The following is a 25,138-nucleotide window of genomic DNA, read 5'->3' as shown; positions in this document are numbered from 1 at the left end:
CTTCGTTACGCCCTTTGTGTTCCTTGCGGAACTTGCGACGTTTCGGTTGCAACATGTTAAGCACCTGCCTTTCTTACGCGCTTGGCCGGCGCATCGCCTGCATCGGCCTTTTTCACCGTGCGGCTGCGCGGCTTGTCACCTTCCGGCTTGCCCGGCGCACGGCGCGGACGACGCTCTTCGGCAACTTCTTCAACCGCGGGCTGCTCGTTGCGATTCAACAACTCACCCTTGTACACCCACACCTTGACACCAATGATGCCGTAGGTGGTCAGGGCTTCGGAGGTGGCGTAATCGATGTCCGCGCGCAGGGTATGCAGCGGCACACGGCCTTCGCGATACCACTCGCTGCGGGCAATTTCAGCACCGTTCAGACGACCGGCACTCATCACCTTGATCCCCTGAGCTCCCAGGCGCATGGCGTTTTGCATCGCACGCTTCATGGCGCGACGGAAAGCGATACGCTTTTCGAGCTGCTGGGTGATCGAATCAGCGATCAGCTGGGCATCGGTTTCCGGCTTGCGGATTTCTTCGATCGACACATGCACGGGAACCCCCATGATGCGCTGCAGATCCGTACGCAGCTGTTCGATGTCCTCGCCTTTTTTGCCGATGACCACGCCCGGACGCGCCGAGAAAACGGTGACGCGGGCGTTCTTGGCCGGACGCTCGATGAGCACACGACCAACGGAGGCGTGGGCAAGCTTACGCTTCAGGTACTCGCGCACCTTGACGTCTTCCTTGAGCATGCCCGGGAATTCCTTGCTATTGGCGAACCAACGGGAATTCCAGTTTTTGGTAACGGCCAGTCGGAATCCGGCCGGATGAATTTTCTGTCCCATGGCTCTTCCTTAGTTACCAACGGTCAGATAAATGTGGCAGGTCGGCTTGCTGATCCGATTGCCCCGACCCTTGGCGCGCGCCGTGAAGCGCTTGAGCACCATGCCTTTTTCGACGTAGATGGTGGTGACCTTCAGTACGTCGATATCGGCTGCATCATTGTGTTCCGCGTTGGCAATTGCCGACTCAAGCACCTTCTTGACGATACCAGCCCCTTTCTTGGGGCAGAAAGCCAGGATGTTGAGCGCCTGAGCAACCGGCTTGCCGCGCACCAGATCCGCCACAAGACGGCCTTTTTGCGCCGAGAGGCGTACGCCTCGCAGACTTGCACGAGTTTCCATGTCAGCTCCTTACTTCTTGGCTTTCTTGCCGGCAGTGTGACCCTTGAACGTCCGGGTCAGCGAAAACTCGCCGAGCTTGTGGCCGACCATATTTTCGGTGACGAACACCGGAATATGCTGCTTACCGTTATGAACCGCAATCGTCAGACCGATGAACTCGGGGAGGATCGTCGAACGACGCGACCAGGTCTTGATCGGGCGCTTGTCTTTAGTCGCACGCACTGCATCGACCTTGTCGAGCAGATGTGCATCCACAAACGGGCCCTTTTTGAGAGAACGTCCCATTGCCTACCCCTTAACGCTTATGACGACGCTGGACAATCATGTTGTCCGTGCGCTTGTTGCTGCGAGTACGATACCCCTTGGTCGGCTGACCCCACGGGTTGACAGGCACGCGGCCTTCGCCGGTCTTGCCTTCACCACCGCCGTGCGGGTGATCGATCGGGTTCATCGCCGTACCGCGAACGGTCGGACGAATACCACGCCAACGCTGGGCACCGGCTTTACCGATTTTGCGCAGGCTGTTTTCTTCGTTACCGACCTCACCGACGGTGGCGCGGCATTCGACGTGAATGCGGCGTACTTCGCCGGAACGCAGACGCAGCTGGGCATACACCCCTTCACGCGCCAGGAGTTGTACCGAGGCACCGGCCGAACGCGCGATCTGCGCACCCTTGCCGGGGATCATTTCGATACAGCAAATGGTCGTACCCACCGGGATATTGCGCAAAGGCAAGGCATTGCCGGACTTGATCGGCGCTTCTGAGCCGCTCATGACCTGCTGGCCGACCACCATGCCTTTGTTGGCGATGATGTAACGGCGCTCACCGTCGGCATAACACACCAAGGCGATATGGGCGGTACGGTTCGGATCGTATTCGATCCGCTCGACTTTGCCCGGAATACCGTCTTTGTCGCGTTTGAAATCGACGATGCGATACGACTGCTTGTGACCACCACCTTGGTGACGCACGGTAATGCGGCCATTGTTGTTACGACCGGCATTTTTCGACTGGCTTTCGACCAAGGCAGCAAAGGGCTTACCCTTATGCAACCCAGCCTTGGAAACCTGAACGACCGCACGACGACCGGGGGAAGTCGGCTTGACTTTAATGAGGGCCATTACGCATTCCCTCCTTCAACAAAATTGATTTCCTGGCCAGCCTTGAGACCGACAAAAGCCTTTTTCCAGCCCTTGCGGCGACCGGTTGCGCCCTTGAAGCGCTTGACCTTGCCCTTCACGTTGGCAACTTGCACCGAATCCACTTCGACCTTGAACATCAGTTCAACAGCCGCCTTGATTTCGGGCTTGGTTGCATCCGGGGCAACGCGGAAAATCACCTGGTTGCGCTTCTCGGCAATATAGGTTGCCTTTTCGGAGATTTGCGGTGCCAAGAGCACCTGCATCAGACGTTCCTGGTTCATCCCCACATCTCCTCAAACTTGGCCACAGCGTTCTTGGTGACCAGCACCTTGGCAAAGCGGATCAGAGAAACCGGATCGGCTTCCTGCGCTTCGAGCACGAGAACATTGGGCAGATTGCGCGACGACAGATAGAGGTTTTCCGTCAGCTCGTCGGTAATCACCAGGAGGTTGCCCTCGAGGCCCATACCCTTGAGCTTGGCGGTGAACTGCTTGGTTTTCGGCGCATCAATGGTCAGATCATCAACCACCAGGAGGCGGTCTTGACGGGCCAACTCGGAGAGAATCGCTGCCATGCCGGCGCGGAACATCTTCTTATTGACCTTCTGGCTGTAGTTTTGCTCGGGCGAGTTCGGGAAAATCCGACCGCCTCCGCGCCACAAGGGCGAACCATTGGAGCCGGAACGCGCACGACCGGTACCTTTCTGACGCCACGGCTTGGTGGTGGTGTGACGGACTTCGGAGCGATCCTTCTGCTTGCTGTCGCCAGAACGCGCGTTCGCCTGATAGGCAACGACGATCTGATGCACCAGCGCTTCATTGAAATCACGCCCGAACAGCACGTCGGAAGCTTGCAGCTTGGCGGCTTCCTGACCTTGTTCGTTAATCAACTTCAGTTCCATGTCGCCCCCTTACGCCTTGACTGTCGGACGCACGACGACGTCGGAACCTTTGGCACCCGGAACGGCACCCTTCACCAGCAGCAGCTGACGCTCGGCATCGACACGCACGACGGTCAGACCTTGCATGGTCGTGGTTTCGTCGCCCATGTGGCCGGACATCCGCTTACCCGGGAAAACACGGCCCGGATCCTGCGCCATACCGATGGAACCCGGTGCGTTATGCGAGATCGAGTTACCGTGCGAGGCACGCTGGGATGCAAAGTTGTGGCGTTTGATGCCACCTTGGAAACCCTTACCGATCGAAGTACCGGTGACATCCACTTTCTGCCCTGCGGCAAAAAGAGTCACCGCCACCGTATCACCCGCCTTCAAAGAGGCAAGATCACTGGCTTCGACGCGGAATTCCTTGAGCACATGCCCGGCTTCCACACCCGCTTTGGCGAGATGCCCCGCCAAGGGCTTGGAAACACGCGAGGCACGGCGCTTGCCGAAAGCGACCTGGACGGCTGCGTAGCCATCGATCTCCGGCGTTTTGACTTGGGTCACGCGGTTGTTCGACACGTCAAGCACCGTTACCGGGATGGAAGCACCATCCTCGGCAAAGATGCGAGTCATGCCGACCTTGCGACCAACAAGGCCTAGACTCATGGTTATTCTCCTCATCGCCGGCTGCGATTGGCCGGTCGATGTAAAACTACAAATGGGCCACCGTCGCCGGCGACCCCCGAAAGGCGCGGATTATATCCGCCCTGTACTACTTATTGCAACTTGATTTCGACGTCCACGCCAGCCGGCAGGTCGAGTTTCATCAGCGCGTCGACCGTTTTATCGGTCGGATCGACGATGTCCATCAAGCGCAGGTGGGTGCGGATTTCCAGCTGATCGCGCGAAGCCTTGTTGACGTGCGGCGAGCGCAGGATGTCAAAACGCTGCTTACGCGTCGGCAGCGGCACCGGGCCGCGCACGACAGCGCCAGTGCGCTTGGCGGTTTCGACGATTTCCTGTGCCGATTGATCGATCAGACGATAGTCAAAAGCCTTCAGACGGATACGGATTTTCTGGTTTTGCATGATTGATTCCAAAGAACAATGGGGCGACGGATGCCGCCCCCGGGGTTTAAAGAACGATTAAGCGATGATCTTGGCCACCACACCAGCGCCGACGGTACGGCCGCCTTCGCGGATGGCGAAGCGCAGACCTTCTTCCATGGCGATCGGCGCGATCAGTTGCACCGTCATCTGCACGTTGTCGCCCGGCATCACCATTTCCACGCCTTCCGGCAGCGAGATGGCACCGGTCACGTCGGTCGTGCGGAAGTAGAACTGCGGACGATAGTTGTTGAAGAACGGGGTATGACGACCGCCTTCGTCCTTCGACAGCACATAGACCTCACCCGTAAAATGGGTATGCGGCGTGATCGAACCCGGCTTGCACAGCACCTGGCCGCGCTCGACGTCTTCACGCTTGGTACCGCGCAGCAGTGCGCCGACGTTGTCGCCCGCCTGACCTTGGTCGAGCAGTTTGCGGAACATTTCCACACCGGTACAGGTGGTTTTTTGCGTCGGGCGGATACCAACGATTTCGATTTCTTCGCCGACCTTGATGATGCCGCGCTCAACGCGACCGGTCACCACGGTACCGCGACCAGAGATCGAGAACACGTCTTCCACCGGCATCAGGAAAGGCTTGTCGATGGCGCGTTCCGGCGTCGGAATATAGCTATCGAGCGCTTCGGCCAGACGGAAAATCGCCGGCTCACCAATTTCCGACTGATCGCCTTCCAGCGCCTTCAGGGCCGAACCGTGAATGATCGGGGTGTCGTCACCCGGGAAATCGTACTTGGAGAGCAGCTCGCGCAGCTCCATTTCGACCAGTTCGAGCAGCTCGGCGTCATCCACCATGTCGCACTTGTTCATGAACACCAGAACATAGGGCACGCCGACCTGACGGGCCAGCAGGATGTGCTCACGCGTTTGCGGCATCGGGCCGTCGGCGGCGGAACAGACCAGGATCGCACCGTCCATCTGGGCGGCACCGGTAATCATGTTCTTCACGTAGTCGGCGTGCCCCGGGCAGTCGACGTGCGCGTAGTGGCGGTTTTCTGTTTCGTATTCAACGTGCGAGGTGTTGATCGTGATACCGCGCGCCTTTTCTTCCGGGGCGTTATCGATCTGATCGTAACCCTTGGCTGCGCCACCGAACTTCTTCGACAGAACGGTCGTGATTGCCGCCGTCAGCGTGGTCTTGCCGTGGTCAACGTGACCAATCGTGCCGACGTTGACGTGCGGTTTGGTCCGTTCGAATTTTTCCTTAGCCATTATCGAGACTCCTAAACAGGATTATTTCTTGTTGATGACTGCTTCCGCGACGTTTTTCGGCGCTTCTGCATAGTGTTTGAATTCCATGGTGTACGTCGCACGGCCCTGGGAGAGCGAGCGCAGCGAAGTGGCATAGCCGAACATCTCGGAGAGTGGCACTTCGGCGCGCACTTCCTTGCCGCCGCCAGGCATGTCGTCCATGCCCTGCACGATGCCGCGACGCGAAGAGAGGTCGCCCATGACGTTACCCATGTAATCTTCCGGGGTTTCGACAACGACGGCCATCATCGGCTCGAGCAGGGTCGGGCTGGCTTTCTTCATGCCTTCCTTGAAAGCCATGGAGGCCGCCATGCGGAAGGCGTTTTCGTTCGAGTCCACATCGTGGTACGAACCGTCGAACAGGGTGAACTTGATATCGACCACCGGGAAGCCTGCCAGCACGCCGCTGGTAATGGCATCCTGCAAGCCCTTATCGACCGCCGGAATGTACTCGCGCGGCACCACACCGCCCTTGATGGCGTCGACGAACTCGTAACCCTTGCCGGCTTCGTTCGGCTCGATCTTGAGCCAGACGTGACCGAACTGGCCGCGACCGCCAGACTGCTTGACGAACTTGCCTTCCTGTTCGACCGCCTTCTTGATGCACTCGCGGTAAGCCACCTGCGGCGCACCGACGTTGGCTTCGACGTTGAATTCACGCTTCATGCGATCGACGATGATTTCCAGGTGCAATTCGCCCATACCGGAAATGATGGTCTGGCCGGATTCTTCATCAGTACGCACGCGGAAGGACGGGTCTTCAGCCGCCAGGCGATTGAGGGCGATGCCCATTTTTTCCTGGTCAGCCTTGGTTTTCGGTTCGACAGCGACGTGAATCACCGGCTCCGGGAAGACCATGCGCTCGAGAATGACCGGGGCCGAAAGATCACACAGGGTTTCACCCGTCGTGACATCCTTGAGCCCCACCACCGATGCGATGTCACCGGCACGCACTTCCTTGATTTCGTGGCGATCGTTGGCGTGCATCTGCAGCAGGCGGCCGATGCGCTCCTTCTTGCCCTTGACGGCATTGAGCACGGTGGTACCGGACTCCAGCACACCCGAATAGACACGGATAAAGGTGAGCTGCCCCACGAAGGGGTCGGTCATCAACTTGAAGGCCAGGGCCGAGAATTTTTCATCATCGCTGGCGTGACGCACGACGTCTTTTTCATTGTCATCGACACCGGCGACCGGCGGAATATCGACCGGCGAGGGCAAAAACTGCACCACGGCGTCGAGCATGCGCTGCACACCCTTGTTTTTGAAGGCAGAACCACACAACATCGGCTGGATTTCGCAGGCCAGGGTGCGTGCGCGCAGACCGGTCAGAATATCTTCTTCCGACAATTCGCCTTCTTCGAGGTACTTGTTCATCAGGTCTTCGTTGGCTTCCGCCGCCGCTTCGACCATGTTGCCACGCCACTCTTCGGCGACCGCTTGCAAGTCAGCCGGAATGTCTGCGTAGTCAAACTTCATCCCCTGGGAAGCCTCGTCCCAGACGATCGCCTTCATCTTGAGCAGATCAACCACGCCCTTGAAGGAGTCTTCGGCACCAATCGGCACCACGATGGGCACCGGATTGGCTTTCAAGCGGGCGCGCATCTGGTCGACCACCTTGAAAAAATTGGCCCCCGAACGGTCCATTTTGTTCACAAAGGCCAGGCGCGGCACTTTGTACTTGGTGGCTTGACGCCACACGGTTTCCGACTGCGGCTGCACGCCGCCCACCGCACAGTAAACCATGCAGGCACCGTCGAGCACACGCATGGAACGCTCGACTTCAACGGTGAAGTCGACGTGCCCCGGGGTGTCGATCACATTCAAACGGTGCTCGGGGTAGGAACCGTCCATGCCCTTCCAGAAACAGGTCACCGCGGCAGAGGTGATGGTAATACCACGCTCCTGCTCCTGCTCCATCCAGTCGGTCGTTGCCGCACCGTCGTGCACTTCGCCCAACTTGTGACTCATGCCGGTGTAAAAAAGAATCCGCTCGCTGGTGGTGGTTTTCCCGGCATCGATGTGCGCCGAGATGCCAAAGTTGCGATAGCGCTCAATGGGTGTTTTACGTGCCACGTTGATTACCCCCGACGCTTAGAAACGGAAATGCGCGAAAGCCTTGTTGGCTTCGGCCATGCGATGCACTTCGTCGCGTTTTTTCACAGCACCGCCACGATTTTCAGCCGCTTCCAGCATCTCTGCCGCCAAGCGCTGATCCATCGATTTTTCTGAACGCTTGCGGGCGAATTCGCGCAACCAGCGCATCGCCAGCGCAGCGCGACGGGCCGGGCGCACTTCCACCGGCACCTGATAGTTGGCACCGCCGACGCGGCGCGACTTCACTTCGACCATCGGCTTGACATTACCCATCGCCGCCGTGAACACTTCGAGCGGATCTTTGCTCGACTTCTGGCTGATGATGGCGAAAGCACCGTATACGATGCGCTCGGCAACCGATTTTTTGCCGCTTTGCATAACGGCATTGATGAACTTGGAAACTTCAACGCTACCGAACTTGGGATCCGGCAGAATGTCCCGTTTGGGGACTTCGCGACGACGCGGCATAGATTTACCTCTTTATGAACACATTCAGTTGAAAAGCCGGGACGAAGCAACGCTTCCCCGGCCCTCTTGGCCACCCAGACGAATGGCCACTTACTTAAGCTAACCCGATAATCAGGCAGCCTTCGGTCGCTTAGCACCGTATTTGGAACGGGACTGCTTACGATCTTTAACACCCTGCGTATCCAGGGAGCCACGCACGGTGTGGTAACGCACACCGGGCAAATCCTTCACACGGCCGCCACGGATCAGGATCACGGAGTGCTCCTGCAGGTTGTGGCCTTCGCCGCCGATATAGGAAATGACTTCGAAGCCATTGGTCAGACGAACCTTGCACACTTTACGCAAAGCGGAGTTCGGCTTCTTCGGAGTCGTGGTGTAAACGCGGGTGCACACGCCACGCTTTTGCGGGCATTTTTCCAGTGCAGGAACCTTGCTCTTGGCCTTTTCGGCAACACGCGGCTTGCGCACGAGCTGGTTAATGGTCGGCATATCAAACTTCCTTCAACAGCCGGGCCTCACGCGAGGCTCGACGGCAATTTTGTTATCCAAAGCGGAAACAATGATTAGCTTCCGCCGACAAAGACCATAGATTCTATGGTTGATCAAGCCCCTGTGTCAAGCTGATGCGCCAACACAGGGGAAGATTTTAGACCCGGCCGATCAAACAGCATCGCCCGTTGCTGCAGCATCGAGTTCCGCCGGCATTTCGAACGGACGATCCGCCGCCATGTCCTCTCCCGCCGCCCGCGACTTGCGGCTGCGGTGATAGGCCAGACCCGTGCCCGCCGGAATCAGACGGCCGACGATGACGTTTTCCTTCAGGCCGCGCAGTTCATCGCGTTTGCCCATGATCGCCGCCTCGGTCAACACGCGTGTCGTTTCCTGGAAGGAGGCGGCAGAAATGAAGGAATCCGTCGACAGCGAAGCCTTGGTGATCCCCAGCAGCATGTTGTCGAATACCGCCGGCAGTTTGCCTTCGGCCAGCACGCGGTCATTCTCGGCGAGCAGTTCAGCGCGCTCCACCTGTTCCATCTTGATGAACTTGGTGTCGCCCGGATCGGTGATGGTGATCCGGCGCAGCATCTGGCGCACGATGACTTCGATGTGCTTGTCGTTGATTTTCACGCCTTGCAGACGATAGACGTCCTGCACTTCGTCCGTGATGTAGCGCGCCAAGGCTTCAATACCCTGCAAACGCAGAATATCGTGCGGATCCGGCGCGCCCTCGACGATCTTCTCGCCCTTATTCACCACCTGGCCGTCGTGCACCAGCACGTGTTTATCCTTGGAAATCAGGAATTCGTGCGCCACATTTTCCAGATCGGTGATGACCAGGCGCTGCTTGCCCTTGGTATCTTTACCGAAACTGATGGTGCCGGTGACTTCGGCCAGTACCGAGGCGTCCTTCGGCGTGCGGGCTTCGAAAAGCTCGGCCACGCGCGGCAGACCGCCGGTAATGTCGCGGGTTTTCGCCGACTCTTGTGGCATACGGGCGAGCACGTCGCCAACGCCGACCTGCTGACCGTCGGCCACCGAAATGATGGAGCCCACCTGGAAAGCGATGGAAACGCTTTGCTCGGAGCCGCGAACTTTCACTTCCTGACCGAATTCGTCGAACAGCTTGACCATCGGACGCGCGCCTTTGGCGGTCGTTTTGCCGGCGCGCTTGTTGTCGATCACCACCAGGGTGGACAGGCCGGTCACGTCGTCAATTTGCTTGGCAACGGTGACACCTTCCTCGACATTCTCGAATTTCACCGTGCCGGCGTATTCGGTAATGATCGGGCGGGTGTGCGGATCCCAGGAGGCCAGCTTGGCACCGGCCTTGATGACCTTGCCCTCATCCACGGCCAACAGCGCGCCATACGGCACCTTGTGACGTTCGCGCTCGCGGCCATGGTCGTCGGTGACGAGAATCTCGCCGGAACGGGTAATCACCACCTTGTCGCCCTTGGCCGAAGTGACATAGCGCATGGTGGCGGTAAAACGAATCGTCCCGCCCGATTTGGCTTCCAGTTGCGAAGCCACGGCCGCACGCGAGGCAGCACCACCGACGTGGAAGGTCCGCATGGTGAGCTGCGTTCCTGGTTCACCGATCGACTGGGCGGCAATCACGCCGACCGATTCGCCGGCATTGACCATCGTGCCGCGCCCCAGATCGCGGCCGTAACACTTGGCGCACAGGCCGTAGCGGGTGTCGCAGGTGAGCGGCGTGCGAACCTTAACTTCGTCGATGCCGAGCTTGTCGATCAAATCGACTTGATCTTCTTCCAGCAGGCTGCCGGCGAAAATCACTGTTTCCTGGGTTTCCGGATCGATCAGATCATCCACCGTGACACGGCCAAGAACACGTTCGCGCAAGGGTTCGATGACCTCACCGCCTTCAACCAGCGCCTTCACGGCAAAACCGTTCTTGGTACCGCAGTCGTCTTCGGTGATGACCAGATCTTGCGTCACATCAACCAGGCGACGCGTCAAATAACCCGAGTTGGCGGTCTTCAAAGCCGTATCGGCCAGACCCTTACGCGCACCGTGCGTGGAGATGAAGTACTGCAGCACGTTCAGACCTTCGCGGAAGTTGGTCGTGATCGGCGTTTCGATAATCGAGCCATCCGGCTTGGCCATCAGGCCGCGCATCCCGGCCAGCTGACGAATCTGGGCGGCAGAACCGCGCGCGCCGGAATCGGCCATCATGTAGATCGAGTTGAAGGAATCCTGCTTGACCTTCTTGCCGTGGCGGTCGACGACTTCCTCGTGGCCGAGTTCGTCCATCATCACCTTGGCCACCTGATCACCGGTGCGGCCCCAGATATCGACCACCTTGTTGTAACGCTCGCCGTCAGTCACCAGACCGTTGGTATATTGCGTTTCGATTTCCTTCACCTCGGCTTCCGAGGCGGCGATGATTTCGTACTTCTTCGCCGGCACACGCATGTCGTCGGAGCAGAAGGAGATACCGCCGCGCGTCGCCAAGGTGTAACCGTTTTGCATCAGCTTGTCGGCAAACACGACCGTTTCTTTCAAGCCGCAACGACGGAAAGACTCATCGATCAGCTTGGAAATTTCTTTTTTCTTCAGGGCCTTATCGATCAGCTTGAAGGGCAGGCCCTTGGGCAGAATGCGCGACAAGAGCGCACGGCCGGCGGTGGTTTCGACACGCACCAGGCTTTCTTCCCATTCGTCTTCTGCCAGGCCCGACTTGTAAGCTTTCAGACGCACCGAAATACGGGCGTGCAGATCGAGCTGGCCGGCGGCCATGGCGCGGTCGATTTCAGCCACGTCGGCGAAATACATGCCTTCACCCTTGGCGTTGATGCGCTCCCGCGTGGCGTAATACAGGCCGAGCACGATATCTTGCGACGGCACGATGATGGGCTGGCCGTTGGCGGGCGAGAGCACGTTGTTGGACGCCAGCATCAGGGTGCGCGCTTCCATTTGCGCTTCCAGCGACAAGGGTACGTGCACGGCCATCTGGTCACCGTCAAAGTCGGCGTTGAACGCCGCGCAAACGAGCGGGTGCAGCTGGATAGCCTTGCCTTCGATCAGGGTCGGTTCAAAAGCCTGAATACCAAGGCGGTGCAGGGTCGGCGCGCGGTTGAGCATGACCGGGTGTTCGCGGATCACCTCTTCCAGCATGTCCCACACCACCGGTTCTTGGCCTTCGACCATCTTCTTGGCTTGCTTGATGGTGGTGGCGTAGCCGCCCAGTTCGAGCTTGTTGAAGATGAAGGGCTTGAAGAGTTCCAGCGCCATCAGCTTGGGCAGGCCGCACTGATGCAATTTGAGTTGCGGGCCGACCACGATCACCGAACGACCGGAGTAATCCACGCGCTTGCCGAGCAGGTTCTGGCGGAAACGTCCGCCCTTGCCCTTGATCATGTCGGCCAGCGATTTCAGCGGCCGCTTGTTGGCACCGGTCATGGCCTTGCCACGACGGCCGTTATCGAGCAGCGAATCGACAGCCTCTTGCAGCATGCGCTTTTCGTTACGCACGATGATGTCCGGCGCCTTCAGTTCGAGCAGGCGCTTCAGACGATTGTTGCGGTTGATGACGCGGCGGTACAGATCGTTCAGATCGGAGGTGGCGAAACGCCCGCCATCCAGCGGCACCAAGGGACGCAGGTCGGGCGGCAGCACCGGCAGAACTTCGAGAATCATCCAATCCGGTTTGATCCCGGACTTCTGGAAACCTTCAAGAATTTTCAGGCGCTTGGCGATCTTTTTGTTTTTCGCTTCCGAGCCCGTCACTTCCAGCTCGCCGCGCAATGTTTCGACTTCGCGATCCAGATCCAGATTGCGCAAAAGTGCACGGATGCCTTCCGCGCCCATCAAGGCCTCGAATTCGTCGCCGTGCTCTTCCATCATTTCGAGGTATTGCTCTTCGGTGAGCAACTGACCCCGCTGCAGGTTGGAGACCATGCCCGGTTCCGTCACCACGAAGGCTTCGAAATACAACACGCGTTCGATGTCGCGCAGCGTCATGTCCAGCACCATGCCCAAACGGCTGGGCAGGGATTTCAGGAACCAAATGTGGGCGACCGGCGAAGCCAGTTCGATGTGGCCCATGCGGTCGCGGCGCACCTTGGCGAGCGTGACTTCAACGCCACACTTCTCGCAGATCACACCGCGATGCTTCAAACGTTTGTACTTGCCGCACAGGCATTCGTAATCCTTGACCGGGCCAAAAATCTTGGCACAGAACAAACCATCACGCTCTGGCTTGAAGGTGCGGTAGTTGATGGTTTCCGGTTTTTTGACCTCGCCATACGACCAAGAACGAATTTTGTCCGGCGAAGCCAGGCCGATAGTGATGACGTCGAACTCTTCCTTCTCGTCAGTCACCTGCTTGAACAGATCTTTCAAAGCTATCATTTTTTCAAAACCTCCGGTTTTGAGTGCAGCATCACAGTTTTTCCTCGGGCGCAGCGTCTTACGAGACGGTCTGCGCCCAAGGTTTTTCTGTCACATTGCACCGAATCAGTTGCGTTCCATGTCGATGTCGATGGCCAGGGAGCGAATTTCCTTGACCAGCACGTTGAAGGATTCCGGCATGCCGGCATCGATTCTGTGTTCGCCCTTGACGATGTTTTCGTACACCTTGGTTCGTCCGTTCACGTCGTCAGACTTCACGGTCAGCATTTCCTGCAGCACATAGGATGCGCCATAGGCTTCCAGCGCCCACACTTCCATTTCACCGAAGCGCTGACCGCCGAACTGCGCCTTGCCGCCCAGCGGCTGCTGCGTGACCAGCGAGTACGGGCCGGTCGAACGGGCGTGCATCTTGTCATCGACCAGGTGATGCAGCTTGAGGTAGTGCATGTAGCCCACCGTCACCTGACGCTCGAAGGCTTCGCCGGTACGTCCGTCGAACAGCGTCATCTGCCCGGAAGACGGCATCCCGGCGAGCGCCAGCATGGCCTTGATTTCCTCTTCCTTGGCCCCGTCGAACACCGGTGTTGCAAACGGCACGCCGCCTTCCAGATTGGTGGCCAGTTCATGCACTTCAGCATCGCTGAGCGAGGCCAAGTCTTCCGACTTGCCGCTGCTGTTATAGATCTGCTCGAGGAAGCCACGCACTTCTTTGGTTGCCGCCTGCGCCCGCAGCATGGCCCCAATTTTCTGGCCCAAACCCTTGGCGGCAAGCCCGAGGTGCACTTCGAGAATCTGCCCGACGTTCATCCGCGACGGCACACCGAGCGGGTTGAGCACGATGTCCACCGGGCGGCCGTCGGCCATGTAGGGCATGTCTTCAACCGGCAAAATGCGCGAGACGACCCCCTTGTTGCCGTGGCGGCCGGCCATTTTGTCGCCCGGTTGCAGACGACGCTTGACCGCGACATAGACCTTGACCATCTTCTGCACGCCCGGCGGCAATTCGTCGCCTTGCGTCAGCTTCTTGCGCTTGGCTTCGAAAGCCAGATCGAAATCCTTGCGTGCCTGTTCCAGGCTATCTTTGATCTGCTCAAGTTGCTGCGCGACTTCATCGTCGGCCATGCGAAGGTCGAACCAGTGGTGCGGATCGATTCCGTCCAAATAGCTTTGTTCGATAAGTGCGCCCTTGGCCAGCTTTTTCGGGCCGCCATTGGCTTTTTTACCGAGCACCATGCGCTCTACGCGGGCAAAAGCATCGCGCTCGAAGATGCGCATCTGGTCGGCGAGATCAAGCTTGTACTGGCGCAGATGCTCGTCGATGATGGACTGGGCGCGCTTGTCGCGCTCGATGCCTTCGCGGGTGAACACCTGCACGTCGATCACCGTCCCGGCGATGCCGGCTGGCACGCGCAAGGAGGTGTCTTTCACGTCGGATGCTTTTTCACCGAAGATGGCGCGCAACAGCTTTTCTTCCGGCGTCAGCTGGGTTTCGCCCTTGGGCGTCACCTTGCCGACCAGCACATCGCCGGCATGGACTTCAGCACCGATGTACACGATGCCGGCATCGTCCAGGCGCGACAACTGCACTTCACCGAGGGAAGCGATATCGCGGGTGATTTCCTCGGCCCCGAGTTTGGTATCGCGCGCCACCACCGTCAGTTCTTCGATATGGATCGAGGTGTAACGGTCTTCTGCAACCACACGCTCAGAAATGAGAATGGAGTCTTCGAAGTTGTAGCCATTCCAGGGCATGAAGGCGATCAGCATGTTCTGGCCAAGTGCCAGCTCGCCCTTGTCGGTCGAGGCACCATCGGCCACCACGTCACCGCGCGCGATGATGTCGCCCACTTTGACCATGGGGCGCTGGTTGATGTTGGTGCTCTGGTTGGAGCGGGTGTATTTGACGAGATTGTAAATATCGACACCCACTTCACCGGCCACGGCTTCGGCATCGTGCACGCGCACCACGACCCGGCTGGCATCGACATAATCGACCACGCCGCCACGCCGGGCGACAACGGCCGTACCCGAGTCCACCGCCACGGTGCGCTCGATACCGGTGCCGACCAGCGGCTTTTCCGGGCGCAGACAAGGTACCGCCTGGCGCTGCATGTTGGCACCCATCAAGGCGCGGTTGGCGTCATCGTGCTCCAGGAAGGGAATCAGCGAGGCGGCAACCGAAACGATCTGCCCCGGCGCGACGTCCATGTATTGCACGCGCGCAGGTTCGGCGAGAATGGTTTCGCCCTTTTCGCGGCAGGTCACCAGATCATCGACCAGGCAGCCTGTGGCATCCAACGCGGCATTGGCCTGAGCAACGACGTAATTACCCTCTTCGATGGCCGAGAGGTATTCAATGTCATTGGTCACCTTGCCGTCGTTTACGCGACGGTAGGCGGTTTCAATGAAACCGTAACTATTGACGCGGGCGAACAGCGCCAGCGAGTTGATCAGACCGATGTTCGGGCCTTCCGGCGTTTCGATCGGGCAGACGCGGCCGTAATGGGTCGGATGCACGTCGCGCACTTCGAAGCCGGCGCGTTCGCGGGTCAAACCGCCCGGGCCAAGGGCCGAAACACGGCGCTTGTGGGTGATTTCCGACAGCGGGTTGGTCTGGTCCATGAACTGCGAGAGTTGGCTGGAACCAAAGAATTCCTTGATCGCGGCGCTGATTGGTTTGGCATTGATCAGGTCGTGCGGCATCAGATTATCCGATTCCGCCTGGCTCAAACGCTCCTTGACCGCGCGCTCGACACGCACCAGGCCGGCGCGGAATTGGTTTTCTGCCAACTCGCCGACCGAACGCACGCGGCGATTGCCGAGGTGGTCGATGTCGTCGATATCGCCGCGACCGTTACGCAACTCGACCAGAATTTTGATGACATCGACGATGTCGCGTGGCGACAAGGTCAGCTGTTCGCGCACTTCTACATTGGCGTTGGCGCTCTTGAGCTTGGCGGCCAGCGCACTGGCACTTTCCAGATCAAGATTCTCGCTCAGTGCCCGCGCGCCAAACGGCAGGCCGGCCACCATGTCTTGAATCACCGGCAAAGCGAAACCGGAAACTTCCGCCAGGTTTTTCAAAGCCGCTTCGGCACGCGAAGCCAGGCTTTTCACCATGACTTTGTGTTCGACATCGGCCGTGCGCCCCAGGCGACGGTTAAATTTCATGCGCCCGACGTTGGAAATATCGTAGCGTTCGTCCGAATAGAACAAGCCATTGAAGAGAATTTCAACCGCCTCTTCCGTCGGCGGCTCGCCCGGGCGCATCATGCGATAAATCGCCACGCGTGCCGCCTGGCGCGAGGCCGTTTCGTCCGCGCGCAGCGTCGTGGAAATGAAGGCACCACGATCAAGATCGTTGGTGTACAAGGTTTCCAGCGTTTGCACCCCAGCTTCGCGCAGCTTCGCGAGCAGGGTTTCGGTGATTTCGTCGTTGGCATTGGCGAGCACTTCGCCGCTGCCTTGATCGATGATATTTTTTGCCAGCGTGCGCCCGAGGATGAATTCCTCCGGCACGGCAATCTGCTGCAAATTCGCCGCTTGAATTTCGCGGATGTGCTTGGCGGTGATGCGTTTATCCTTGGCGACGATGACCTTGCCGCTCGGATCGACGAAATCGAAACGCGCCACTTCGCCGCGCAGGCGCTCCGGCACCAAGGCAAATTCGACATGGTCCTTGACCAGCTGGAAAAGGTCGTACTCGAAAAATTCGGCCAGAATTTCTTCCGGCGACATGCCCAATGCCTTGAGCAAGGTCGTCACCGGCATCTTGCGGCGGCGGTCAACACGGAAGAAAAGCACATCCTTCGGATCGAATTCAAAATCCAGCCAGGAGCCACGGTAAGGAATGATGCGCGCAGAGAAGAGGAGCTTGCCCGAGCTGTGCGTCTTGCCGCGATCGTGCTCGAAAAACACGCCCGGCGAGCGGTGCAGCTGGGAAACGATCACCCGCTCGGTGCCGTTGATGACGAAAGAGCCATTGGTCGTCATCAGGGGAATTTCCCCCATGTACACTTCCTGCTCCTTCACTTCCTTGACCGTATCTGGCGTTTCGCGATCCATGATCACCAGACGCACACGGGCGCGCAGGGAAGCAGCAAAGGTCAGGCCGCGCTGCTGGCACTCAACCACGTCGAAGGCCGGCTCACCCAGGGTGTAGCTGACAAACTCCAGACGTGCATTACCGGAATGCGAAACGATGGGAAAGATCGAGGTGAATGCCGCCTGCAAGCCTTCGTTCTTGCGCTTGGCCAGCGGCGTATCTTCCTGCAAAAACTCGCTGAAAGACTGCAGCTGCGTCGACAGAAGGTAAGGCACCGCAAGCACGCTGGCACGCTTGGCGAAGCTCTTGCGAATGCGCTTCTTCTCGGTGAAGGAGTAGGTCATGGTAACTCCGTGAGGATGAAATCAGTGGGGAGAGCGGGCCTGCCGCCGGCTTGGAAAACAACAACAGGCAAACGCAAAGCGGCTTTCCGTCCGATAAGACAGAAAACCCAGATTTGCGTTTGCCAGGTGGCGTGATTTTTCTTGCGTAATGATCAAACTGCCAATCGTAAAGCCTGATAGCAACAGGAGATACAGACAGAAAAGGGCTGGCAGCCAGGCCACCAGCCCACAACTTCTGAAACTTACTTGACTTCGACCTTGGCGCCGGCGTCTTCCAGTTGTTTCTTGAGCGCTTCGGCGTCGGCCTTGGCGATGCCTTCCTTGACGGGTTTCGGTGCGCCATCAACCAAATCCTTGGCTTCCTTCAGACCCAAACCGGTCACGGCACGCACGACCTTGATGACTTCAACCTTCTTGTCGCCAGCAGAAGCCAGGACAACGGTGAATTCAGTCTGCTCTTCAACAGCAGCGGCACCCGCGCCACCGGCCGGGCCGGCAACGGCTACGGCCGCAGCGGAAACACCGAATTTTTCTTCGAACGCCTTGACGAGGTCGTTCAGTTCCATCACGGTCAAAGCGCCAACGGCTTCCAGGATGTCTTCTTTGCTAATTGCCATTTCAATAAACTCCTAAGTTCAGTTCGTATGCGGTAAAGATCAAGCGGCGGCGCCTTCGCGCTGCTTGGCCAGGGCGTCGAGCGCACGGGCAAAGCCAGCGACCGGGGCTTGCATGACGTAGAGCAGCTTGGAGAGCAGCTCTTCGCGGCTCGGAACGGAAGCGAGCGCTTGCACGCCTGCCTTGTCGAGCACCTTGCCGGCATAAGAACCAGCTTTCAGCACCAGCTTGTCATTGGTTTTGGCGAAGTCATTCAAGACTTTCGCCGCAGCCACCGGGTCGGCGGATACGCTGTAGATCAGGGGACCGACCATATGCTCGGCCAGGCCGGCAAACTCGGTTCCTTCCACAGCGCGGCGCACCAGGGTGTTTTTCAGCACGCGCAGATACACACCAGACTCACGCGCCTTCTTGCGCAGCACGGTGAGATCACCCACCTCGATGCCACGGTATTCGGCAATCGCGATCGTCTGGGCATTGGCTACCTGTGCCGACACCTCAGCCACGACGGCTTTTTTGTCATTCAGATTAAGACCCACAGGCCCATCCTCCTTTCAAGTCATAATACGGTGGAATTTCCACCGCCCCATACGGCGACCTGATCCAGAAGCCTGCTCGCGATAAAGCGAGCAAAAATCCGTTTCGGGAACACCGTCTGCGCAGGTAACAACACGATTAAGCCCAAACTGCAGGCACCTGCGGTCTTTGACGATGCGCCGGAAGCGCCTTAGCGCACCCGACGCCCCAAAGTATGTTTAGCCGGCCAGACTTGCCTGGTCGACGCGAACGCCCGGCCCCATCGTGGCGGAGACGGCGATTTTCTTGAGGTATTGCCCCTTGGAAGACGCCGGCTTGGCCTTGGTCAGAGCATCCACCAGAGCCTTGAAGTTGGTTTCCAGCTGCTCCACCGAGAAGGACGCGCGACCCAGGGTGGCGTGCACGATACCGGCCTTGTCGGTACGGTATTGCACTTGACCGGCCTTGGCGTTGTTCACTGCAGTGGTGACGTCCATGGTCACGGTACCCACCTTCGGGTTCGGCATCAGGCCGCGCGGACCAAGAATCTGGCCCAGCTGACCGACGATGCGCATGGCGTCCGGCGTGGCAATGACGATATCGAAATCGAGTTTGCCTGCTTTAACGTCGGCAGCCAGATCGTCGAAACCGACGATATCAGCACCGGCCGCCTTGGCAGCCTCGGCCTTGTCGCCCTGGGCGAACACGGCCACACGCACGGTCTTGCCGGTACCCGCCGGCAACACGACGGAGCCGCGCACCACCTGATCGGATTTACGCGCATCGACACCGAGGTTGACGGCGATGTCGATCGACTCATCAAACTTGGCGGTTGCCGTTTCCTTGGCCAGCGCCAGGGCTTCTTGCAGCGGATAGAGTTTCTGCGCTTCGACCTTGGACTGCAGGGCTTTTTGTTTCTTCGTAAGCTTGGCCATGATTACAGACCCTCCACCGTAATGCCCATCGAACGGGCGGAACCGGCGATGGTGCGAATCGCTGCTTCCATGTCGGCAGCCGTCAGATCGGGCGATTTGGTTTTGGCGATTTCCTCGCACTGGGCGCGAGTGATCTTGCCGACCTTATCGGTATGCGGCTTGGCCGAACCCGACTTGATGCCGGCAGCCTTCTTGATCAGGATGGTCGCCGGCGGCGTCTTCATGATGAAGGTGAAGGACTTGTCGGCGAAAGCGGTGATCACCACCGGAATCGGCAGACCGGGCTCCAAGCCCTGAGTCTGGGCGTTGAACGCCTTGCAGAATTCCATGATATTCAGACCACGCTGACCCAGAGCCGGGCCAATCGGGGGAGAAGGGTTGGCCTTGCCGGCCGGGACTTGCAGCTTGATGTAGCCAATAATTTTCTTGGCCATGATGACTCCTAATAAATGAGTGGTAACGCATCCCGAACCTACTGCGCCCGCGATGCTCCTCTTGCCGGACTTGGGGCTTCCGGCAGCGCCCTAAAACATGTGCAGCCCGGATTCAGGCTTTTTCGACCTGCCCGAACTCCAGCTCGACTGGTGTGGCGCGGCCAAAAATCGTGACCGAAACACGCAAGCGATTCTTTTCGTAATTGACGTCTTCAACCGAGCCGTTGAAATCGGTAAACGGGCCTTCCTTGACGCGCACCATCTCGCCCACATCGAACAAGGTCTTGGGGCGGGGTTTTTCCACCCCTTCCTGCATCTGCTGCATGATCTTATCGACTTCTTTTTGCGAAATCGGCGTCGGGCGATTGCCTGTACCGCCGACAAAACCCGTCACCTTGGGCGTATCTTTCACCAAGTGCCAGGTATCGTCGTCCATTTCCATTTCCACGAGCACATAACCCGGGAAAAATTTACGCTCGGTAATCGACTTCTGACCGCCCTTCATTTCGACGACTTCTTCGACCGGCACCAGAATCTGGCCGAACTTGTCTTGCATACCCAGGCGATTGATACGCTCCTGAATCGCGCGCATCACGCTTTTTTCGAAGCCCGAATAGGCATGCACGACATACCAGCGTTTACTCATGATTTCTTCCAACCCAGAACCAGGTCATAGAGCACCCATTCCAGGCTCTTGTCCGTAATGTAGAGAAACAGCGCCATGACAACAGCAAAAGCAAAGACCATCAAGGTCGTTTGCACTGTTTCCTTACGCGAAGGCCAGACGACTTTACGCGCTTCAATCACCGCCTCATTGGCAAAGGTGAAGAAACGCTGCCCCGGCTCGGTTTTCCAGGCGATGGCCGCAGCCACCAAAACCCCACCAAGCACCAGCAAAACCCGAACAATCATGGGCTGATTGGCGAGCAGATAAAAACCAGCTATGCCCGCCACCATCACCAGCAGCGCCAGCACAAACTTGATCTTGTCAGCCATATGGATTGTTTTCTTTAATTTTTAGTGGCAGGGGCGGAGGGAATCGAACCCCCGACCTACGGTTTTGGAAACCGTTGCTCTACCAATTGAGCTACACCCCTGCAACAGAAACAGCAAGGCGCTCCGACCTGCGAAGCGCCTTTCCTACCTGTTTATCGCTTAAGCGATGATCTTGGCCACCACGCCAGCGCCGACGGTACGGCCGCCTTCGCGGATGGCGAAGCGCAGACCTTCTTCCATGGCGATGGGCGCGATCAGCTGCACCGTCATCTGCACGTTGTCGCCCGGCATGACCATTTCCACGCCTTCCGGCAGCGAGATGGCACCGGTCACGTCGGTCGTGCGGAAGTAGAACTGCGGACGATAGTTGTTAAAGAACGGCGTGTGACGACCGCCTTCGTCCTTCGACAGCACATAGACCTCACCCGTGAAATGGGTGTGCGGCGTGATCGAACCCGGCTTGCACAGCACCTGGCCGCGCTCGACGTCTTCACGCTTGGTACCGCGCAGCAGCGCGCCGACGTTGTCGCCCGCCTGACCTTGGTCGAGCAGCTTGCGGAACATCTCCACGCCGGTACAGGTGGTTTTTTGCGTCGGGCGAATACCAACGATTTCGATTTCTTCGCCGACCTTGATGATGCCGCGCTCAACGCGACCAGTCACCACGGTACCGCGACCAGAGATCGAGAACACGTCTTCCACCGGCATCAGGAAAGGCTTGTCGATGGCGCGTTCCGGCGTCGGGATATAGCTATCGAGCGCTTCGGCCAGGCGGAAAATCGCCGGCTCACCAATTTCCGATTGGTCGCCTTCCAGCGCCTTCAGGGCGGAGCCGTGAATGATCGGGGTGTCGTCGCCCGGGAAATCGTACTTAGAGAGCAGCTCGCGCAGCTCCATTTCGACCAGTTCGAGCAGCTCGGCGTCATCCACCATGTCGCACTTATTCATGAACACCAGAACATAGGGCACGCCGACCTGACGGGCCAGCAGGATGTGCTCACGCGTTTGCGGCATCGGGCCGTCGGCGGCGGAACAGACCAGGATCGCACCGTCCATCTGGGCGGCACCGGTAATCATGTTCTTCACGTAGTCGGCGTGACCCGGGCAGTCGACGTGCGCGTAGTGGCGGTTTTCCGTTTCGTATTCAACATGCGAGGTGTTGATCGTGATACCGCGCGCCTTTTCTTCCGGGGCGTTATCGATCTGATCGTAACCCTTGGCCGCACCACCGAACTTCTTCGACAGAACGGTCGTGATTGCCGCCGTCAGCGTGGTCTTGCCGTGGTCAACGTGACCAATCGTGCCGACGTTGACGTGCGGCTTGGTACGCTCGAATTTTTCCTTAGCCATTCTAGTATCCTCAAATAATCAAATAAATCAAAAATCCAGAAGCAAGCTAATCGGTGGTGCCCATGGGCAGGATCGAACTGCCGACCTCTCCCTTACCAAGGGAGTGCTCTACCACTGAGCCACATGGGCGCACCTTCAAACTCCAGCCGTACCGCACTGTGGAGCGGGTGAAGGGAATCGAACCCTCGTCTTAAGCTTGGAAGGCTTCAGCTCTACCATTGAGCTACACCCGCAACCGCTTAACCCCACCACGCAGCATCAGCCGCTACAGCATTCAATCTGGTGGAGGGAGAAGGATTCGAACCTTCGAAGGCTGAGCCGACAGATTTACAGTCTGTTCCCGTTGACCGCTTGGGTATCCCTCCGGGAGAAACCGAGATTATCCAGAGCGTTTTACAGACTGTCAACAGAGTGCGGCGTAATTTGCACAAAAACACATAAAAAAACCGGGCGAACCCGGTTTCTTGATACAGCAAACGATTACTTGATCGCCATGACCCAAGCGGCCAGCTTCTTGGCTTCGTCTTCGGTCACGTTGTTGGGGGGCATCGGGATTTGGCCCCAGTTGCCTTTGCCGCCCGCCTTGATCTTGGCAGCCAGGGTGGCAACCGCGTTCTTGTCGGCCTTGTACTTGGCGGCGACTTCTTTATAGGCCGGGCCAACCAGCTTCTTGTCGGTGGCGTGGCAGGTCATGCAGTTCTTTGCCTTGGCCAAGGCTTCATCTGCCTGAGCCTGACCCGCAACGATGACGCCGGCAGCAGCCATGATTGCAATGTAAGCAGCTTTCATTTCTCTCGCTCCATTTTTAGTGATTAACGCTTCGATAGCCTGACGACACTATCTGGTCCGGATCATACGTCCGCAGCCGGCGACGACAAACGATCAAATGCAACAAAAAATTTCCGGAGGCTTTTGCCTCCGGGCCGAATCATACCGGTTCAACAGCAAAAATCCGAGTCTTTTACTCAGGAACGCCGCTGAATCTGGCTCACGTCGCGCACCGCGCCTTTATCCGCCGAAGTCGTCATCAAAGCATAGGCTTGCAATGCCGCCGATACCGTGCGCTGGCGGTTTTCCGGTTGCCAGGCACGCTCTCCCTGCGCCTCCATCGCCGCCCGGCGCTGCGCCAAAACCTCGTCGCTCACGGCCAGATGGATACGCCGCCCCGGAATGTCGATCTCGATGCGGTCACCCTCTTCGACCAGACCGATCGCGCCGCCGTCTGCCGCCTCTGGCGAGGCGTGGCCGATCGACAAGCCCGACGTACCGCCGGAAAAACGCCCGTCGGTGAGCAGCGCGCATTCCTTGCCCAGGCCCATCGATTTCAAGTAGGACGTGGGATAGAGCATTTCCTGCATGCCTGGGCCGCCTTTCGGGCCTTCGTAGCGGATCACCACCACATCGCCGGCCACGACCTTACCGCCGAGAATGGCGTCCACCGCCGCATCCTGGCTCTCGAAGACGCGCGCCCGACCGGCGAATTTCCAGATCGATTCATCCACCCCCGCCGTTTTGACGATGCAGCCGTCCAACGCAATATTGCCGTAGAGCACCGCCAGCCCACCATCCTGGGAATAGGCATGGGCCTGGTCACGGATACAACCACCGGCGCGATCGGTATCCAGTTCAGGGTAGCGCGCGTTCTGGGAAAAGGCCGTCTGGGTCGGAATGCCACCCGGTGCGGCGCGGAAGAATTCGATGATTTCCGGCGCAACATCTTGTTTCACATCGTAGGCGGCAATCGCCTCCCCCAGGCTGCGCGCATAGACGGTAGACAACGAAACATCGAGCTTACCGGCACGCGCCAGCTCGGCCAGGATGCCCATGATGCCCCCGGCGCGATGCACGTCCTCGATGTGGTAATCCTGCGTCGCCGGTGCCACCTTCGCCAGACAGGGTGTGCGGCGCGAAATGCGGTCGATATCGGCCATGGTGAAATCGACTTCGGCTTCGCGTGCCGCCGCCAAAAGATGCAACACGGTATTGGTCGAGCCGCCCATCGCCACATCCAGCGTCATGGCGTTCTCGAAAGCCGCCTTGGGCGCGATGCTGCGCGGCAAAACACTGGCATCGTCCTGCTCGTAGTACCGCCGGCACAGTTCGACGATCTGGCGACCGGCGCGCAAAAAGAGCTGTTTGCGGTCGGCGTGGGTGGCCACGACCGTACCATTGCCGGGCAGGCTCAAACCAAGCGCTTCGGTCAGGCAATTCATCGAATTCGCGGTAAACATCCCGGAGCAGGAGCCGCAGGTGGGACAGGCGGAACGCTCGAATTCATCCACCTCGGCATCGGAACAGGCGCTGTCGCCCGCCTTGATCATGGCATCGATCAAATCGACGGCGATGGTTTTGCCTTCCCACTTCACCTTGCCGGCCTCCATCGGCCCACCGGAGACAAAAATCACCGGAATATTGAGGCGCATGGCGGCCATCAACATGCCCGGCGTGATTTTGTCGCAATTGGAAATGCACACCATGGCATCGGCGCAGTGGGCATTGACCATGTATTCCACCGAATCGGCGATCAAATCACGCGAAGGCAGCGAATACAGCATGCCGCTGTGGCCCATGGCGATACCGTCGTCGATGGCGATGGTGTTGAATTCCTTGGCGATACCGCCAGCCGCTTCGATCTCGCGCGCCACCAACTGCCCCATGTCTTTTAGGTGCACATGCCCCGGCACAAATTGCGTGAAACTATTGACCACGGCAATGATGGGTTTGCCAAAATCGCCGTCCTTCATGCCGGTGGCGCGCCACAAAGCGCGTGCGCCGGCCATGTTGCGGCCGTGGGTGGATGTACGGGAACGATACTGAGGCATGCTGAATCTCCGAAACTGCACCATGAAAAACCCGGAAACCCGAAACGATCCGGGCGGGGTCGAT

23 protein-coding genes and 4 tRNA genes are annotated in these 25,138 nt (G+C 58.6%); all 27 read right to left on the bottom strand.

Annotated elements, in window-relative coordinates; genetic code table 11:
* Window positions 1–56: 56 nt before the first annotated feature.
* Window positions 57–839 carry a 30S ribosomal protein S3 gene (rpsC, locus tag ACM62Q_RS04290; RefSeq protein WP_415033923.1) on the bottom strand — a complete coding sequence of 261 codons (783 nt, stop codon included), beginning with the start codon at window positions 837–839 and terminating at the stop codon, window positions 57–59.
* 9 nt (window positions 840–848) lie between these two features.
* Window positions 849–1,178 carry a 50S ribosomal protein L22 gene (rplV, locus tag ACM62Q_RS04285; protein WP_415033921.1) on the bottom strand — a complete coding sequence of 110 codons (330 nt, stop codon included), beginning with the start codon at window positions 1,176–1,178 and terminating at the stop codon, window positions 849–851.
* Window positions 1,179–1,187: 9 nt separating this feature from the next.
* Complete coding sequence (gene rpsS / locus ACM62Q_RS04280; protein ID WP_205201520.1) at window positions 1,188–1,463, bottom strand: 30S ribosomal protein S19; 276 nt, start codon at window positions 1,461–1,463, stop codon at window positions 1,188–1,190.
* A gap of 10 nt (window positions 1,464–1,473) precedes the next feature.
* Entirely contained in the window at window positions 1,474–2,301 is an 828-nt protein-coding gene (rplB, locus tag ACM62Q_RS04275; RefSeq protein ID WP_415033919.1) for a 50S ribosomal protein L2, read from the bottom strand.
* Window positions 2,301–2,603: a 50S ribosomal protein L23 gene (gene rplW, locus ACM62Q_RS04270; RefSeq protein WP_415033917.1), complete on the bottom strand. Its 303-nt coding sequence runs from the start codon at window positions 2,601–2,603 to the stop codon at window positions 2,301–2,303. The genes rplB and rplW overlap by 1 nt, the downstream gene beginning before the upstream one ends.
* The gene (gene rplD / locus ACM62Q_RS04265; protein ID WP_415033915.1) at window positions 2,600–3,223 is read right to left on the bottom strand and encodes a 50S ribosomal protein L4; all 624 of its coding nucleotides are present in this window, start codon (window positions 3,221–3,223) and stop codon (window positions 2,600–2,602) included. Before rplD ends, rplW begins: the two co-directional genes overlap by 4 nt.
* Window positions 3,224–3,232: 9 nt before the next feature.
* The gene (gene rplC, locus ACM62Q_RS04260) at window positions 3,233–3,871 is read right to left on the bottom strand and encodes a 50S ribosomal protein L3 (RefSeq protein ID WP_415033913.1); all 639 of its coding nucleotides are present in this window, start codon (window positions 3,869–3,871) and stop codon (window positions 3,233–3,235) included.
* A 110-nt stretch (window positions 3,872–3,981) separates the two neighbouring features.
* Window positions 3,982–4,293 (bottom strand): 30S ribosomal protein S10, encoded by a 312-nt coding sequence (rpsJ, locus tag ACM62Q_RS04255; protein WP_027456678.1) that lies wholly within the window; start codon window positions 4,291–4,293, stop codon window positions 3,982–3,984.
* 57 nt (window positions 4,294–4,350) lie between these two features.
* Window positions 4,351–5,541, bottom strand: a complete 1,191-nt coding sequence (tuf, locus tag ACM62Q_RS04250; RefSeq protein WP_415033893.1) for an elongation factor Tu — start codon at window positions 5,539–5,541, stop codon at window positions 4,351–4,353.
* 21 nt (window positions 5,542–5,562) lie between these two features.
* Window positions 5,563–7,656 (bottom strand): elongation factor G, encoded by a 2,094-nt coding sequence (gene fusA / locus ACM62Q_RS04245; protein WP_415033911.1) that lies wholly within the window; start codon window positions 7,654–7,656, stop codon window positions 5,563–5,565.
* 18 nt (window positions 7,657–7,674) lie between these two features.
* Entirely contained in the window at window positions 7,675–8,145 is a 471-nt protein-coding gene (rpsG, locus tag ACM62Q_RS04240) for a 30S ribosomal protein S7 (protein ID WP_415033909.1), read from the bottom strand.
* 111 nt (window positions 8,146–8,256) lie between these two features.
* Window positions 8,257–8,634, bottom strand: coding sequence for a 30S ribosomal protein S12 (rpsL, locus tag ACM62Q_RS04235; RefSeq protein WP_415033907.1), 378 nt, complete (start codon window positions 8,632–8,634; stop codon window positions 8,257–8,259).
* A 171-nt stretch (window positions 8,635–8,805) separates the two neighbouring features.
* Window positions 8,806–13,008 (bottom strand): DNA-directed RNA polymerase subunit beta', encoded by a 4,203-nt coding sequence (gene rpoC / locus ACM62Q_RS04230; protein ID WP_415033925.1) that lies wholly within the window; start codon window positions 13,006–13,008, stop codon window positions 8,806–8,808.
* A gap of 114 nt (window positions 13,009–13,122) precedes the next feature.
* A complete protein-coding gene (gene rpoB, locus ACM62Q_RS04225) occupies window positions 13,123–17,406 on the bottom strand; it encodes a DNA-directed RNA polymerase subunit beta (RefSeq protein ID WP_415033905.1) in 4,284 nt (1,427 codons plus the stop codon).
* A 242-nt stretch (window positions 17,407–17,648) separates the two neighbouring features.
* A complete protein-coding gene (rplL, locus tag ACM62Q_RS04220; protein ID WP_415033903.1) occupies window positions 17,649–18,023 on the bottom strand; it encodes a 50S ribosomal protein L7/L12 in 375 nt (124 codons plus the stop codon).
* Between the two features lie 39 nt (window positions 18,024–18,062).
* Window positions 18,063–18,560, bottom strand: coding sequence for a 50S ribosomal protein L10 (gene rplJ, locus ACM62Q_RS04215; protein WP_415033901.1), 498 nt, complete (start codon window positions 18,558–18,560; stop codon window positions 18,063–18,065).
* A gap of 216 nt (window positions 18,561–18,776) precedes the next feature.
* Window positions 18,777–19,472, bottom strand: coding sequence for a 50S ribosomal protein L1 (gene rplA, locus ACM62Q_RS04210; RefSeq protein WP_415033899.1), 696 nt, complete (start codon window positions 19,470–19,472; stop codon window positions 18,777–18,779).
* Window positions 19,473–19,474: 2 nt separating this feature from the next.
* Window positions 19,475–19,906, bottom strand: a complete 432-nt coding sequence (gene rplK, locus ACM62Q_RS04205) for a 50S ribosomal protein L11 (RefSeq protein ID WP_205201499.1) — start codon at window positions 19,904–19,906, stop codon at window positions 19,475–19,477.
* Window positions 19,907–20,018: 112 nt separating this feature from the next.
* Window positions 20,019–20,552 (bottom strand): transcription termination/antitermination protein NusG, encoded by a 534-nt coding sequence (gene nusG / locus ACM62Q_RS04200; protein WP_415033897.1) that lies wholly within the window; start codon window positions 20,550–20,552, stop codon window positions 20,019–20,021.
* A complete protein-coding gene (gene secE / locus ACM62Q_RS04195; protein ID WP_415033895.1) occupies window positions 20,549–20,902 on the bottom strand; it encodes a preprotein translocase subunit SecE in 354 nt (117 codons plus the stop codon). The genes nusG and secE overlap by 4 nt, the downstream gene beginning before the upstream one ends.
* A gap of 25 nt (window positions 20,903–20,927) precedes the next feature.
* Window positions 20,928–21,003, bottom strand: a tRNA-Trp gene (locus ACM62Q_RS04190).
* Between the two features lie 58 nt (window positions 21,004–21,061).
* Window positions 21,062–22,252, bottom strand: a complete 1,191-nt coding sequence (gene tuf / locus ACM62Q_RS04185; RefSeq protein WP_415033893.1) for an elongation factor Tu — start codon at window positions 22,250–22,252, stop codon at window positions 21,062–21,064.
* A 54-nt stretch (window positions 22,253–22,306) separates the two neighbouring features.
* Window positions 22,307–22,381 (bottom strand) — tRNA-Thr (locus ACM62Q_RS04180).
* 30 nt (window positions 22,382–22,411) lie between these two features.
* Window positions 22,412–22,485: transfer RNA gene (locus ACM62Q_RS04175), tRNA-Gly, on the bottom strand.
* A 47-nt stretch (window positions 22,486–22,532) separates the two neighbouring features.
* Window positions 22,533–22,617: transfer RNA gene (locus tag ACM62Q_RS04170), tRNA-Tyr, on the bottom strand.
* Window positions 22,618–22,732: 115 nt separating this feature from the next.
* On the bottom strand, window positions 22,733–23,041 hold the full coding sequence (locus ACM62Q_RS04165) for a c-type cytochrome (RefSeq protein WP_415033891.1): 309 nt from the start codon (window positions 23,039–23,041) through the stop codon (window positions 22,733–22,735).
* 176 nt (window positions 23,042–23,217) lie between these two features.
* A complete protein-coding gene (gene ilvD, locus ACM62Q_RS04160) occupies window positions 23,218–25,074 on the bottom strand; it encodes a dihydroxy-acid dehydratase (protein ID WP_415033889.1) in 1,857 nt (618 codons plus the stop codon).
* Window positions 25,075–25,138 lie beyond the last annotated feature (64 nt).

Origin of the sequence: Azonexus sp., assembly GCF_047638095.1 — a bacterium.
In the GTDB taxonomy this organism is placed as follows: domain Bacteria; phylum Pseudomonadota; class Gammaproteobacteria; order Burkholderiales; family Rhodocyclaceae; genus Azonexus.
This window is presented reverse-complemented; position numbering and strand designations above follow the sequence as displayed.